The following is a 14,503-nucleotide window of genomic DNA, read 5'->3' on the forward strand; positions in this document are numbered from 1 at the left end:
TGAGGGCGTAGCTGAAGCGACGGAAAAATCGCGTGACAAACATCCTACATTCCCTAAGGCCGTGTGTGAAAACTCGGAATGCTGATTATCTTGATAACAAGGCCGCGGCGATTCGAACCCTTCGTTTCCGTATCGGATAGACAAGACGCGGCAACCCGGCCTAAGCGGGAAAGACGCAAAGGAACAAGACCGACCGCGCGAAACAAAGCAAAGCGCACCGCCCTGTACCGCGACGGTGCGCCACACAAATCAGCATCGGGAAGCTGTAGTTGACCGCAGGCTCAAACGCAGACCAAACTCAATCCACGCCGCCCAACTACAAACATCAAAATCCCACCAATCTCAAAACCGCGTCTCACGCGCAACCCGCAGAAAGGTATCAAGCAAGGGCGTGCAATCCAGCAACTCCGGACCGCCCGCGCGATGAAACTCCGGATGCCACTGCACCCCCATCACGAATGGCGCGCGCCGATAGCGCACGGCCTCAATGAGGCCGTCCGACGCCGACACCGCTTCGATGTTGAGATCGCGGCCGAGCGACTTCACCGCCTGATGGTGGATCGAGTTGACGATCGCATCGCGCCGGCCGGGGAACATGTTGACCAGCGTCGAGCCGTCCGGAAAGTGAATCCCGTGCCGGTGCTGATCGTAGTCCTCGTTGACGTGCGCGGCCGCGGTCGGCACATCGGTCGCGATGTCCTGATACAAGGTGCCGCCGAACGCCACGTTGATCAACTGACAGCCGCGGCACACGCCGAGCACCGGCTTGCCCGACTCGACGAACTCGTGCAGCAACTCCAGCTCGTACATGTCGCGCACGCGGTCGCCGGGCCACTCGTGGCTGGTCGCCGCTTCCGCGTATGTCTGCGGCGAGACGTCGGCGCCGCCTTGCAGCAGCAGGCCGTCGAGATGCTTCGCGTAGTCGCGCAGGCGGATATTGCTCGGGTGCAGCATGCCCTGATGACCGACCGTCGGAATCATGAACACCAGCACGTCGCGCGACATCACCCAATGCGCGATCGACTCTTCGAGGTACTGCAAGGTCTTGCCGCGCAAGCCTTTCGCGCCCGGCTCCGGATGGAAGATGCGCGCGGATACGCCGATGCGCAGCGTGCGCTGCGTGATCCGTTGACCCGCGCGATCGAACAACTGACGCGCGCGCGCCGCAACGATGCGGCCGAACACCGTCCACGCCGAATCGCTCTGCCTCAGATAGCGCGGCGGCGACGGCGGCAACGCGTTGGGCGGCGGCGGATTGGTCGCAGTGAAGTCGGGTGCCGAGCCGAAGCCGGGCGGCGGCGCGCCGGCCGCACGCGTGCCGGACGCGTCGGCTTCTTCGGCGGCGACGGTGTCGTCGGTCGAAGTGGTTAGCTCGCCGGCAAGCGGCTCGCTGCTCGTGAAGCTGGGCGCGGATGGCGCGCTCTTCGTGCTCGTGGTGCTGGCCGTGCCCTGCGTGCCCCGCGCGCCTTTCATGATCTCCGGGCGCGCCGCGGGCGCACCGGCCCGCCGCGCCTCGCGCTCATGAACCTCGGCTTCCTGCTTCGCGGTGGATGCCGCAGCCGAACTGCGCGCTTCGGCCGCGTCGCGTTGCCGGGCCGTTTGCGCAGCAGTGGGCGTGACGGCCGACGCGCTGGCGGGTTCGTCGGTCGATGACCTCGCCACCGCTTGTTCGGCGGCCGGTGTCAGCGGATCCTTGATCGGCGACTGGATCGCGTCTTCATGCGAGGGCGGTAGCGAAGCCGCCGGGTCAGCCGGCGTCGCGCTGGGTTTCGGCGCGCCAGAGGTTGCGCCGGCCGGCACTGGCGACGCCGAAGGCGAGGATGGGCTGCCGGGCGTGCCGGCGTTGTCGGGTTTATTTTCGCTCATGACAGTCAGTCAGGCGCCTTCCACGCGAACGAATGAATATGCCCTGATTATCCGCTAGCGCAGCACGCCCGGCAAACCCGCACAAATTTGCTCACATTGTTGCGGACGGTCCAGAGGAGGTCTCTTTTGGGGGCCGCGTCGAAGGAAGCGTCTTTAAGGAACCAAGGTGCAGGCCGAACGACTCACGGGTCCGGCTGCTCCTCGAACGTTTCGCGCAAGGCGATCTGCATCGCCGCGTGGATCTTCACGCACCAGCGCCACACGAACGCGAGCAGCACCGCCGCGCAGATCAGCACCGCGACGAGCAAACCGGCCGGCGGCAGAATGCTGCCGGAGAGCGCCGCGACCAGCAGAAATACGCCGGCCATCGACACCACCGGCACCAGATCCGAGATCGCATATCGAAGCGCGCTCGTGAAGCGCCCCGCTGTCGCCGGCTGCACGCCCACTTCCGCGAGCAGCAGCGCAAGCGACTTCGTCTTGCGATAGACCGCCACCAGAAACGGCATCGACACGACTAGCGCGACACCCCACTGCACCGCGCGCTGCATCGGTTCGGCATCGATCCAGTGTGCGAGCAGCTTGCCCGTGTAAGGCGCGCTATACGACACGCCGAGAAAGATCGCGGCCACCAGCGCGAGATTGATGGCAATCTGCAAAATGATCCGCCGCGTCATGCTGAAGAGCGTCGGCTCGCCGCTCGCCGTGCGGAGGCTGCGCAGCCACTGGCCGTAGAGGCCGAACACGTTGGCGAGCGTGCCAGGCATCGCTCGGCCGAGGCGCTGCGTGAGCGGATCGGCCGCGCGGATCAGATACGGCGTGAACAGCGTGGTCAGCGCGGAGACCGCTACCGCGATCGGATACAGAAACGCGCTCGTCACCTTCAGCGTCAAACCGAGCGACGCGATGATGAACGAGAACTCGCCGATCTGCGAAACGGTCATGCCGACGCGCATCGACGTGCGCGCGTCCTGGCCCGAGAGAAAGGTGCCGAGCCCGCACGAAACGATCTTGCCGATGATCACCGCCACCGTGATCACCGCGATCGGCCATGCGTAGTCGAGCAGCACGGCCGGGTTCAGCATCAGCCCGATCGTCACGAAGAAGATCGCGGAAAAGGCGTCGCGCAACGGCGCGATCAGATGTTCGATCCGATGCAGATGGCGCGATTCGGCCATGATCGCGCCGATCAGGAACGCGCCGAGCGCAATGCTGTAGTCGAGCTTGACCACCAGCAGACAGAAGCCGAAGCAAAAGCCGAGCACCGACACCAGCAGCATCTCGTCGCTGCGCGTGCGCGCCACGTAGTTCAGCGCGCGCGGCACCACCAGCACGCCGACCAGCAGCGACACCGTCATGAACAGCAGCAGCTTGCCGAGCGTGACCATCGCGAGACCGGCGCTCAACTGCCCGGTCTGCGCGATGCCGGTCAGGAGCACCAGCATCGCGATGCCGAGAATGTCCTCGACGATCAGAATGCCGAACACCAGTTGCGCGAAGCCCTCGCGCTTCAAGCCCAGCTCGGACAGCGCCTTGACGATGATGGTGGTCGACGAGATCGCGAGGATCGCGCCGAGGAACAGCGAATCCATCGGACTCCAGCCGAATGCGCTGCCGATCTCGTAGCCGATCCACAGCATCAGCACGATCTCGGAAAGCGCCGCGACGATCGCCGTCGCGCCGACCTGGAAGAGCTTGCGCAGACTGAATTCGAGCCCCAGTGAAAACATCAGGAACACCACGCCGAGTTCGCCGAGCGTCTGGATGGTCTGCTCGTCGTGAATCAGCTGGAACGGCGGCGTGTACGGTCCGATGATCAGGCCGGCGGCGATGTAACCGAGCACCACCGGCTGCTTCAGGCGATGGAACAGCACGGTGACAACGCCGGCGAGCGCCATCACGACCGCCAGATCCTGAATGAAGCCAATCCCCTGGTGCATGAATGTATTCCTTACAAAAAGTAATCTACAAGAAGCGCAGTGTAACAGCCGAAGCGGACCCGCCGAATCCCGCAAAGCGCCGAAGGACGTGGATTTGCGGGTTTGCGCCAGGCTCCGCATACCGTTGGCGGCTCAGAAATATTTTTGACGCGCTGGACGCCTGTGAAATATCACAATAATATTTGTCGAATATTCTTCTGGGAGTCGAGTGATGCTGCAGTTGTCGTTCAATGTTATAGACCGCGCTGGCGAGAGCCGCGCCGAGCGTGTCGAAGTGGGCCGTCTGACGATTGCCGGGTGGGCGGGCCGCGATCAGGCGGCCATCGAGCATCACATCGCCGAGCTGGCCGAACTGGGCGTGAAGCGCCCATCCACCACGCCGTGCTTCTACCGCCTCGGCGCGGAACTGCTGACGCAGGCCGAACAGATCGATGTGGTCGGCGTGAAGTCCAGCGGCGAAGCCGAATGCGTGCTGGTGCAATCGCCGGCGGGGCTGCTGGTCACGATCGGCTCCGATCACACCGACCGCGAAGTCGAGGCATACGGCGTGACCATCTCCAAGCAGGTCTGCCCGAAGCCGCTCGCTCGCGACGCCTGGCGTTTCGACGAGGTCGCCGGCCATTGGGATCAACTCGAACTGCGCGCCTATGCGCTCGCGAACGGCGAGCGGCGCGTCTATCAGCAAGGCAGCGTCGCGTCGCTGCTGCCGGCCGCCGACCTGCTCGCGCGCGCGCCGCTCACGCCAGGCGCCGTGATGTTCTGCGGCACGCTGGCGGTGCAAGGCGGCATCGTCGGGATGGCCGACGGCGACGCGCTCGAACTCGAATTGCACGACCCCATCCTGAACCGCACGCTGCGCCACGCCTATCGCGTGCGCGCGCTACCTATCGTCGAATGAGGCGCGCATGAACTCCCCCTCGCTTTCCGTCAGCGCCGACGCGTCGTCCGACGCGTGGCTCGAAGCCGCCGCGTTGCGCAAGATCACCTGGCGCATCATGCCGTTCCTGTTTCTCGTCTACGTGCTGTCGTACCTGGACCGCGTCAACATCGGTTACGCGAAGCTGCAGTTCACCGGCGACCTCGGCCTGTCGAACGCGGCCTACGGACTCGGCGCGGGGATCTTTTTCTTCGGCTACTTCGTGTTCGAGGTGCCGAGCAATCTGCTGTTGAAGAAGTTCGGCGCGCGCGCCACGATCGCCCGCATCACGATGCTGTGGGGCCTGCTGTCGTGCCTGATGATGTTCGTGCGCAGCGAAACAATGTTCTACGTGCTGCGCTTTTTCCTCGGCGTGGCCGAAGCGGGGCTGGTGCCGGGCGTGGTGCTGTATCTGACCTTCTGGTTTCCGTCCGACCGGCGCGCGCGGATGGTCGCCGTGTTCATGGCGGCGATTCCGGTGGCGGGCATCATCGGCGCGCCGCTGTCGGGCTTTCTGATGTCGGCGCTGCATGACGCGCACGGCCTGCGCGGCTGGCAGTGGATGTTCATGATCGAAGGGATTCCGTCGATTCTCGCGGGCTTCTGGGCGCTCGCCGTGCTGCGCAACACGCCCGCCGAAGCCGCGTGGCTCAGTGCTGACGAAAAGCGCGTGATCACGAGCCGCATCGCGCGGGAAAACAGCGCGGCCGAGACCGCCGGCGCCGAGCACAATCTCGCCACCGCGCTGCGCTCGGGCCGCTTCTGGCTGCTCACGCTGATCTATTTCTGCCTCGTCACCGGCAACGCGGGCTTCTCGTTCTGGCTGCCGCAGATCGTCAAGGATCTCGGCGTGACGAACCTCGTCACCAATGGCTTCGTCACTGCGATTCCGTATCTGGCGGCGGGTATCGGCATGATCCTGATCGGGCGCTCGTCGGACATTACGGGCGAGCGGCGCTGGCATTACGCGGTGTGCTGCTTCATCGGCGCGGCCGGACTGCTCGGCAGCGCGTCGGTGACGAACTCGATTCCGCTCGCCGTCACCGGCCTGTCGATCGCGTATATCGGCATCCTCGCGGGCTTCGGCATCTTCTGGTCGATGTCGACGACGTTCCTGCAAGGCACGGCTGCCGTCGCCGGGATCGCGGTGATCAACTCGATCGCGAACCTCGCGGGCTATGTGAGCCCGTATGTGCTCGGCATCGTCAAGGACGCGACGCACAGCGTGACGTTCGGGCTGGTGCTGATCGCGGGGGCGTTGATCGTCGGCGGGCTGGTGACGCTGATGATGCCGCGCGTGAAGGTGCAGCACGCGCCGCCGATGTCGGCGAGGCGTGCCTGAGTCGCGGCTGGGGCGCGCCTCGCGCGCACCGGCCACGCCGATCACCCTCACCACCCCGCCCACGCAAAACCTTGCTCTACAATGCGGACGACATTGCCCGCTTGCCTTTCCCATGACGCTTTCGCAGACTGCCCGCCCTTCCCCGCCCACTCGCGTGACCGCCGCCGCGAGCCTCGCCGAACAGGCGTATGCGTTCGTCAAACGCGAGATCATCACGATGCGGCTGCGGCCGAGCGAAGTGCTCAACGAAGCGGAACTGATGGCGCTGACCGGGATCGGCAGAACGCCGGTTCACCAGGCGCTGCATCGCCTCGTACACGAAGGCATGCTGACCATCATGCCGAGAAAGGGCATCATGGTGCGGCCGGTTTCGCTCGACGACGTGCTGGCGATCATCGACGTGCGCCTCGTCAACGAAAGCTACTGCGTGGAACTGGCCGCGCGCCACGCGCAGCAGCACGATTACGACGCGATGCAGGCGCTGCTGGAGCGTTCGTCGGGGTGCGTCGTGGCGCACGACATCGAAGGCATGATGGATATCGACCGCGAGTTTCATCTGGCGATCTCGGCCGCCTCGCGCAACCCGGTGCTGGCCGATATCCTGCGCGGTCTGCATGAACGCTCGCTGCGCTTCTGGTTCATTTCGCTGTCCGAGCCGCATCATCTCGAAGACGTGCACGAAGAACATCTCGAACTGTTTTGCCTGCTGCGCGAACGCGATGCCGAAGGCGCGCGTCAATCGGTGCAAAAGCATATCGAAGCGTTTCGTGCGACGCTGTTCAATCGCATCTGAACGCGTGCAACGCAGCGAGCCGCGCAAATTGGCCCGACCGCATTCCCCGACCCTTTGCCAGCGACCGCGTTTCCCCGATCAACCGGCTTCAACCCCGTTCAACCGGATTCCTACCGACATCATGGCCACTGAATTCACGCCCTTCCCGCCGCTTGCCCAGCTTGCCACCGACCTCGCCGCCGGCCGCACCACGAGCCGCGCGCTCGTCGAAACCGCGCTCGAACGGATCGCCGATCCGGCCGGCCAGGGCGCGGTCGCCTTCATGCACGTCGACGCCGACAGCGCCCGTGCCGCCGCCGACGCGCACGACCGGCTGCGCGCCGCCGGCACCGTGCTGTCGCCGCTCGCCGGGATTCCGGTGTCGGTCAAGGATCTGTTCGACATCGCAGGCCAGCCGACCCGCGCCGGTTCCATCGTGCTCGCCGACGCCCCGGCCGCGAAAGCGGACGCCGTCGCGGTGGCGCGCCTGAAGCGGGCCGGCGCCGTGATCGTCGGGCGCACCAACATGAGCGAGTTCGCGTTTTCCGGGCTCGGGCTAAACCCGCACTACGGCAATCCGCTGTCGCCGTACCAGCGCAACGTGAAAGGCGATGAGCGGATTTCGGGCGGCTCGTCGTCGGGCGCGGCGGCGTCGGTCGCGGACGGCATGGCAGCCGTCGCGCTCGGCACCGACACCGGCGGCTCGATCCGCATCCCGGCCGCGCTGTGCGGCCTGACCGGCTTCAAGCCGACCGCCGCGCGCATCCCCAAACAGGGCGGCGTGCCGCTGTCGCCCACGCTCGATTCGTTCGGGCCGATCGGCGTGTCGGTCGCGTGCTGCGCGCTGGTCGACCGGATGCTGGCGGGCCTCGAGCCGCGCATCCCGGCCGCCCGTCCGCTCGAAGGCGTGCGCCTCGGCGTGCTGACCAATTTCGTCACCGACGGCGTCGAGCCGGCGGTCGCCGCCGCCATCGACACTGCGCTAAAGCATCTGGAAGCGGCCGGCGCAATCGTCAGCGAAGTGCGTTTCGCGCCGCTCGACCGCTTGCCCGAGATCAACCGCTTCGGCTTTTCGCCGATCGAAGCGTATGCCTGGCATCGTCCGCTGCTGGAAAAGCATCGCGAACAATACGACCCGCGCGTGCTCACTCGCATTCTGAAAGGCCAGCCGGCCAGCGCCGTCGACTATCTGGATCTCGTCGCCGAGCGCGACGCGATGCTTCACGAAGCCGCCCGCACGCTGTGGCAGCGCTTCGACGCGGTGGTCGCGCCGACGGTGCCGGTCGTGCCGCCGCGCGTGGCCGACCTGATTCACGACGACGACGCGTTCGGCCGCACCAACGCGCTGATCCTGCGCAATCCGAGCGTGTTCAACTTCCTCGACACCTGCGCGCTGTCCCTGCCCTGCCATCTGCGCGGCGACGCGCCGGTCGGTCTGATGCTGGCGGGCGCGCCGCACGCCGACGACGCGTTGCTGGCGATCGGCCGCGGCGCCGAGGCCGTGCTGAAGGCGATCCGCTGAGGCAGTGGGGCGGGCGGGCGGCCGCGCAATAGTGCGATAAGCGTGGGGGTGAGGGTTCGCGCTAGAATCGCGGGCACCCGCCCCTTTTTGTTTCGAGACCGCTCCAACGATCCATGAATAACGACACTGCGATGCTGCGCCGCGAGCGCTCCCTGCTGGTTCTGCTTGGCCTGATCTGCGTCGCCTTGGTGGGCGGCGCGTTGTATCTGCAGTATTTCCAGCACGAAGATCCGTGCCCGTTGTGCATCATCCAGCGTTATTTCTTCTTGCTGATCGCAGTCTTCGCGTTCCTTGGCGCGCGCTTTCACAGCTGGCGCGGCGTGCGCCTGCTGGAAGTGCTGGCGGCGTTGTCGGCGCTCGCGGGCATCGTCACCGCCGCACGGCATGTGTACGTGCAGGCCAATCCCGGCTTCAGCTGCGGCTTCGACGCGCTGCAGCCGGTGGTCGACAGCCTGCCCCCCGCGCAATGGCTGCCGGGCGTGTTCAAGGTCGCCGGCCTGTGCGAAACGGCTTATCCGCCGATTCTCGGCCTGACGCTGCCGATGTGGTCGCTGGTCGGGTTCGTGGTGGCGTTCATCCCGCTGGCGCTGAGCCTCGTGCGCAATCGCCGCCGGTTCGTCTGATTTCGCTATACGCCTAGCCGCTTACCGCGCTGACACCAGGCCGGGCTTCGCGTCGCCATTCACGGCGGCCGAAGGCCGGCTTTTTTGCGTCTGCGCGGTCCCGCGCTTACCCTGCCGCCCCAGCAGCGCCCGCCATACCCCGCCCCGCGGGGCTTCGCGCAATCCCGCCCGCGCCCGCAACTTCCCGGCTTCGCGCGAATCGTACTAACGTGACAACCGCACATGACCGTTGCCGCATAAGCTTCATGCGATACGGGAAATATTTTCGGCGCGCGGTAATGCTATCTTCGGAACTGGATGGCGATCTACGTGCGCGAGGCCGGCTTTGGCGACCCCCTGCGTAACGCGCGCCCGGTCCGCACTGTCTTTCGGATTCGCCATGACAACGCAAACCATCCGCTTTTATCACCAGGGGTCCGTCCGCGAGGTCGCGGGCGTCCCGGCGACGCGCACCGTGCTTCAGCACCTGCGCGAGGATGTCCATTGCACCGGCACCAAGGAAGGCTGCGCCGAAGGCGACTGCGGCGCCTGCACGGTGGTCGTCGGCGAACTGGACGGGCGCGGCACGCTCGCGCTGAAGGCGGTCAACGCGTGCATCCAGTTGCTGCCCACGCTGGACGGCAAGGCGCTCTTCACCGTCGAAGACCTGCGCGGCTCCGACGGCGCGCTACACCCGGTGCAACAGGCGCTGGTCGACTGCCACGGTTCGCAATGCGGCTTCTGCACGCCCGGCTTCGTGATGTCGATGTGGGCGCTGTACGAAAACCAGCCGGCCGACGCCGGCCTGCCCACTCGCGACGAAATCAACGCCGCGCTGTCCGGCAATCTGTGCCGCTGCACCGGCTACCGGCCGATCGTCGAGGCGTCGCAGAAGATGTTCGACTATCCGCAATACCCGCGCGTGTCGCTCTTCCGCCAGGCCGTCGCCCACACGCTGCGCGGCCTGCAACGCGACGACACCTTCGAATACAGCGCGGCCGACACGCGCGGCGCGGCGTTCGGCTCGCCCACCTTCCGCGCGCCGCTCACGCTCGACGCGTTCGCCACGCTGCGCGCGGCGCACCCGCAGGCGCGACTGCTCGCCGGCAGCACCGATATCGGCCTGTGGGTCACCAAGCAGTTTCGCGATCTCGGCGACATCCTGTACATCGGCAACGTCGCCGAGCTGAAGACCATCGAGCGCGATGCGCAAACGCTGACGATCGGCGCGGCCGTCACGCTCGAAGACGCGTACGCGGCGCTCGCCGTCGACTACCCCGAACTCGCCGAACTATGGACGCGCTTCGCGTCGCTGCCGATCCGCAACGCCGGCACGCTCGGCGGCAATGTCGCGAACGGCTCGCCGATCGGCGATTCGATGCCCGCGCTGCTCGCGCTCAGCGCCGAAGTCGTGTTGCGCCACGGCGCGAAAACCCGCACGCTGCCGCTCGACGCGTTCTACCTCGGCTATCAGAAAACCGCTCTGGCGGCCGGAGAATTCGTCGCGGCGCTGCGCGTGCCGCGTCCGGCGGCCCATTTGCGCTTTCGCACGTACAAGGTGGCGAAGCGTTACGATCAGGACATCTCGGCGGTATGCGCAGCGTTCGCGCTGCACCTCGCTGACGACGGCACGATTCAGGAAGCCCGCATCGCGTTCGGTGGCATGGCGGCTACGCCCAGGCGCGCCGCGCAGACCGAAGCCGTGCTGAACGGCGCACCATGGAACGAAGGCACCGCGCGGCAAGCCATGAACGCACTCGTCGCCGATTACCAGCCGCTCACCGACATGCGCGCGTCGAGCGCGTATCGGCTGAAGGTGGCGCGCAACCTGCTGTGGCGCTTCCACCTCGAAACGCGCAATGACGCGCCGCTCGCCCTTTTCGACGTGAACGCGTTCGCGTTCACAGCCGGAGTGCCGGGGTTGTCGGGCACATCGGACGCGACCGTTGCGAAGGAGTCGTCGTGATGAACCGCACTGATGCTTTCGTCGAACACGCCGGCGGGACACTTGCCGCGAAGCCCTCCGCCGCGCATGACCACGAACACGACGCGGCGATCGGCGTGTCGCTGCCGCATGAATCGGCCGCGCTGCACGTCAGCGGCGAGGCCACCTACACGGACGACATCGCCGAACTGCAAGGCACGCTGCACGCAGCGCTCGGCCTGTCGCGCCATGCGCACGCGCGGATCGTGTCGATGGATCTGGACGCGGTCAGACGTGCGCCCGGCGTGATCGCCGTGCTGACCGCCGAGGACATTCCCGGCGAAAACAATTGCGGCCCGGTGCTGCACGACGACCCGATTCTCGCCGTCGACGAAGTGCTGTATCTCGGCCAGCCGGTATTCGCGGTGATTGCCGAGAACCACGAACTGGCGCGCCGCGCCGCCGCGCTCGCGAAAAGCGACGACGTGATCCGCTACGAACCGCTCGAAGCCATCCTCACGCCGGCCGAAGCGAAGGCCGCCAGGCAGTTCGTGCTGCCGCCGCTGCATCTCAGACGCGGCGAGCCCGACGCGAAGATCGCCGCCGCGCCGCACCGGATCAGGGGCACGTTCGAAGTGGGCGGCCAGGAGCAGTTTTATCTGGAAGGCCAGATCGCCTACGCGGTGCCGAAGGAAATGGACGGCATGCTCGTCTACAGTTCGACGCAGCATCCGAGCGAAATGCAGCAGGTGGTCGCGCACATGCTCGACTGGCCCGCCCACAACGTGGTGTGCGAATGCCGGCGCATGGGCGGCGGCTTCGGCGGCAAGGAATCGCAGTCAGCGCTGTTCGCGTGCGTGGCGGCGCTGGCCGCAAAAAGGCTGCGCCGTCCGGTCAAGCTGCGCGCCGACCGCGACGACGACTTCATGATCACCGGCAAGCGCCACGACGCGGTCTACGAGTACGAAGCCGGCTTCGACGACGACGGCCGCATTCTCGGCACCCGCGTCGAAATCGCGTTACGCGCGGGCTATTCGGCCGATCTTTCAGGCGCCGTCGCGACGCGCGCGGTGTGCCACTTCGACAACGCGTACTACCTGTCCGATGTCGATATCGTCGCGCTGTGCTGCAAGACCAACACGCAATCGAACACCGCGTTCCGCGGCTTCGGCGGTCCGCAAGGCGCGCTCGTGATGGAAGTGATGCTCGACAGCATCGCGCGTCAGCTGAAGCGCGATCCGCTCGACGTGCGCGTCGCCAACTACTACGGCGTCGGCGAGCGCGATACCACGCCCTACGGGCAACCCGTCGAGGACAACATCATCGCGCCGCTCACCGACGCGCTGCTCGACAGCAGCGACTATCGCGCGCGCCGCGCGGCGCTCGCGGCCTTCAACGCGGGCAGTCCGGTGCTCAAGCGTGGCCTCGCGTTTTCGCCGGTCAAGTTCGGCATCTCGTTCAACGTGCCGTTTCTGAACCAGGCCGGCGCGCTGGTGCATGTGTACAAGGACGGCTCGGTGCTCGTCAATCACGGCGGCACCGAGATGGGCCAGGGGCTCAACACGAAAGTCGCGCAGGTCGTCGCGAATCAGTTCGGCTTGCCGCTGTCGCGCGTGCGCGTCACCGCAACCGATACGTCCAAGGTCGCGAATACGTCGGCGACCGCGGCCTCGACCGGCAGCGATCTGAACGGCAAGGCCGCCGAGGCGGCCGCACAGACGATCCGCGTGCGGCTTGCCGAACTCGCGGCCCAACAGCTCGGCGGCAACCCGCAGGACGTGCAATTCGCCCACGGCGCGGTGTCGGTGAACGGCGGCGCAATGCCGTTCGAGCAACTGGTCGGCGCGGCGTATCTCGCGCGCGTGCAATTATGGTCGGACGGTTTCTACACGACGCCGAAAGTGCATTGGGATGCGAAAACGCTGACGGGTCATCCGTTCTATTACTTTGCGTATGGCGCGGCGGTGTCGGAAGTGGTGATCGACACGCTGACCGGCGAATGGAAGCTGGTGCGCGCGGACGTGCTGCACGACGCCGGCCAGTCGATCAATCCGGCGATCGACATCGGCCAGGTGGAAGGCGGCTTCATTCAGGGCATGGGCTGGCTCACCACCGAGGAGCTGTGGTGGAACCGCGATGGCCGTCTGATGACGCACGCGCCGTCCACGTACAAGATTCCCGCGGTGAGCGATACGCCCGCCGCGTTCAACGTGCAGCTCTATCAGAACCAGAACGCGGAGCCGACCGTGTTCCGCTCGAAGGCCGTCGGCGAGCCGCCGTTGCTGCTGCCGTTCTCGGTGTTTCTTGCGATTCGCGACGCGATCGCGGCGGCGGTGCCGGGGGCGGAACATGCTCCACAGTTACGGGCGCCGGCCACGCCCGAAGCGATACTCGATGCGCTGGACGCGTTGCAGGCCGGGTGCGCAAAGGAACCCGCAGCGGAGCCGGCCATCACCGACACGACGGCCTGAGCCCGGGCGCAATGGAATGATCGAAGGGGATTAACCCCACGGCGTGACGCGACCCGAACGCGTCACGCAGACCCACAAACGCAATCGCCGCACGGACACCCCGCGCGGCCCCGTACGGAGAACCGCCGGATGCAAGCCTGGCTACCTGACCTGCAACAACTGCTCGCGCACGGCGACGCCGCCGTGCTGGTGACGGTCGCGCGCGTCGAAGGTTCGGCGCCCCGCGAAGCCGGCACCAAGATGATCGTCACCCGCGACTCGGCCAGGCATACGATCGGCGGCGGCCACCTCGAATGGAAAGCGATCGAGACCGCGCGGCAGGTGCTGCGCGACGGCATGCGCTCGCCGCACATGCGCCGGCTGGAGCGCTTCGCGCTCGGCCCGAGCCTCGGCCAATGCTGCGGCGGCGCGGTGATTCTCGCGTTCGAGCGGCTCGACATCGGCGACCTCGGCTGGATCACGTCGCTTGCGAAGCGCGTGGCCGCCGGTCTTTCGACGGTGCGTAGCGTATCATTCGGCCCCGCACCGGATGCGGTGATGCTGTCCGACCCCGAGCCGGGAGTCGACGCCGCCGACTGCCTGCTGTGGGACGGCGCCGGTTTCGACGACAGCAGCGCGCTGCTCACCGAAACCATCGCGCCGGGCGACTTCGCCGTCGTGCTGTTCGGCGCCGGCCACGTGGGCGCCGCGCTAGTCCGGGTGCTGGCCACGCTGCCCTGCACGGTCCGCTGGGTCGACGAACGCGATGCGCAGTTCCCGCCCGTCGAATCGCTGCACGCGCCGAACGTCAAGCTCGATCCGAACGACGCGCCCGACGAAGCCATCGACCAGGCCGCGCCGAACACGTACTTCATCGTGATGACGCACAACCATGCGCGCGATCTGGAGTTGGCCGAGCGCATTCTGCGGCGCGGCGACTTCGCGTTCTTCGGCATGATCGGCTCGCATAGCAAGCGCAAGCAGTTCGAACACCGGCTGGCGGCGCGCGGCATCGACCCGTCGCGGGTCGCGCGGATGAAGTGCCCGCTCGGGGTCGACGGCATCGTCGACAAGTCGCCGGAGGTGATCGCGATTTCGGCGGCCGCGCAGGTGCTGCAAGCCGTCGAGACGAACGCGAGCGCACATCACACGACGCAGGCGGTGTGAAG

General features: G+C 66.5%; 10 protein-coding genes. 8 read left to right on the top strand and 2 right to left on the bottom strand.

Annotated features, from left to right (window positions below; genetic code table 11):
• Positions 1 to 342: 342 nt before the first annotated feature.
• Both P0D89_RS19225 and P0D89_RS19230 read right to left on the bottom strand, forming a co-directional pair.
• Complete coding sequence (locus P0D89_RS19225) at positions 343 to 1,866, bottom strand: gamma-glutamyl-gamma-aminobutyrate hydrolase family protein (protein WP_408361427.1); 1,524 nt, start codon at positions 1,864 to 1,866, stop codon at positions 343 to 345.
• Between the two features lie 182 nt (positions 1,867 to 2,048).
• On the bottom strand, positions 2,049 to 3,806 hold the full coding sequence (locus tag P0D89_RS19230; protein WP_408361428.1) for a cation:proton antiporter: 1,758 nt from the start codon (positions 3,804 to 3,806) through the stop codon (positions 2,049 to 2,051).
• 211 nt (positions 3,807 to 4,017) lie between these two features.
• Here P0D89_RS19230 and P0D89_RS19235 point away from each other — a divergent pair, with 211 nt between their 5' ends.
• From P0D89_RS19235 to xdhC, 8 genes are all read left to right on the top strand, one after another.
• The gene (locus P0D89_RS19235) at positions 4,018 to 4,704 is read left to right on the top strand and encodes a DUF2848 domain-containing protein (protein WP_408361429.1); all 687 of its coding nucleotides are present in this window, start codon (positions 4,018 to 4,020) and stop codon (positions 4,702 to 4,704) included.
• Between the two features lie 7 nt (positions 4,705 to 4,711).
• Positions 4,712 to 6,064 (top strand): MFS transporter, encoded by a 1,353-nt coding sequence (locus P0D89_RS19240; protein WP_408361430.1) that lies wholly within the window; start codon positions 4,712 to 4,714, stop codon positions 6,062 to 6,064.
• 112 nt (positions 6,065 to 6,176) lie between these two features.
• Complete coding sequence (locus P0D89_RS19245; protein WP_408361431.1) at positions 6,177 to 6,857, top strand: GntR family transcriptional regulator; 681 nt, start codon at positions 6,177 to 6,179, stop codon at positions 6,855 to 6,857.
• Positions 6,858 to 6,978: 121 nt separating this feature from the next.
• Positions 6,979 to 8,358, top strand: a complete 1,380-nt coding sequence (locus P0D89_RS19250; protein WP_408361432.1) for an amidase — start codon at positions 6,979 to 6,981, stop codon at positions 8,356 to 8,358.
• Positions 8,359 to 8,471: 113 nt separating this feature from the next.
• Positions 8,472 to 8,981 (top strand): disulfide bond formation protein B, encoded by a 510-nt coding sequence (locus P0D89_RS19255; protein WP_408361433.1) that lies wholly within the window; start codon positions 8,472 to 8,474, stop codon positions 8,979 to 8,981.
• A 379-nt stretch (positions 8,982 to 9,360) separates the two neighbouring features.
• Positions 9,361 to 10,926, top strand: a complete 1,566-nt coding sequence (gene xdhA, locus P0D89_RS19260) for a xanthine dehydrogenase small subunit (protein ID WP_408361434.1) — start codon at positions 9,361 to 9,363, stop codon at positions 10,924 to 10,926.
• Positions 10,926 to 13,355, top strand: coding sequence for a xanthine dehydrogenase molybdopterin binding subunit (xdhB, locus tag P0D89_RS19265; RefSeq protein WP_408361435.1), 2,430 nt, complete (start codon positions 10,926 to 10,928; stop codon positions 13,353 to 13,355). Before xdhA ends, xdhB begins: the two co-directional genes overlap by 1 nt.
• 129 nt (positions 13,356 to 13,484) lie before the next feature.
• On the top strand, positions 13,485 to 14,501 hold the full coding sequence (gene xdhC, locus P0D89_RS19270) for a xanthine dehydrogenase accessory protein XdhC (RefSeq protein ID WP_408361436.1): 1,017 nt from the start codon (positions 13,485 to 13,487) through the stop codon (positions 14,499 to 14,501).
• Positions 14,502 to 14,503 lie beyond the last annotated feature (2 nt).

The sequence above is a fragment of the Paraburkholderia sp. RL18-085-BIA-A genome (genome assembly GCF_046027075.1).
GTDB lineage: Bacteria > Pseudomonadota > Gammaproteobacteria > Burkholderiales > Burkholderiaceae > Paraburkholderia.

Excerpts from the sequence above, each read along its gene's own strand:
- xdhA (WP_408361434.1), top strand. The coding sequence starts at position 9,361 with ATGACAACGCAAACCATCCGCTTTTATCACCAGGGGTCCGTCCGCGAG.
- P0D89_RS19250 (WP_408361432.1), top strand. The coding sequence starts at position 6,979 with ATGGCCACTGAATTCACGCCCTTCCCGCCGCTTGCCCAGCTTGCCACC.
- xdhB (WP_408361435.1), top strand. The coding sequence starts at position 10,926 with ATGAACCGCACTGATGCTTTCGTCGAACACGCCGGCGGGACACTTGCC.
- P0D89_RS19245 (WP_408361431.1), top strand. The coding sequence starts at position 6,177 with ATGACGCTTTCGCAGACTGCCCGCCCTTCCCCGCCCACTCGCGTGACC.
- P0D89_RS19255 (WP_408361433.1), top strand. The coding sequence starts at position 8,472 with ATGAATAACGACACTGCGATGCTGCGCCGCGAGCGCTCCCTGCTGGTT.
- P0D89_RS19230 (WP_408361428.1), bottom strand. The coding sequence starts at position 3,806 with ATGCACCAGGGGATTGGCTTCATTCAGGATCTGGCGGTCGTGATGGCG.
- xdhC (WP_408361436.1), top strand. The coding sequence starts at position 13,485 with ATGCAAGCCTGGCTACCTGACCTGCAACAACTGCTCGCGCACGGCGAC.
- P0D89_RS19235 (WP_408361429.1), top strand. The coding sequence starts at position 4,018 with ATGCTGCAGTTGTCGTTCAATGTTATAGACCGCGCTGGCGAGAGCCGC.
- P0D89_RS19225 (WP_408361427.1), bottom strand. The coding sequence starts at position 1,866 with ATGAGCGAAAATAAACCCGACAACGCCGGCACGCCCGGCAGCCCATCC.
- P0D89_RS19240 (WP_408361430.1), top strand. The coding sequence starts at position 4,712 with ATGAACTCCCCCTCGCTTTCCGTCAGCGCCGACGCGTCGTCCGACGCG.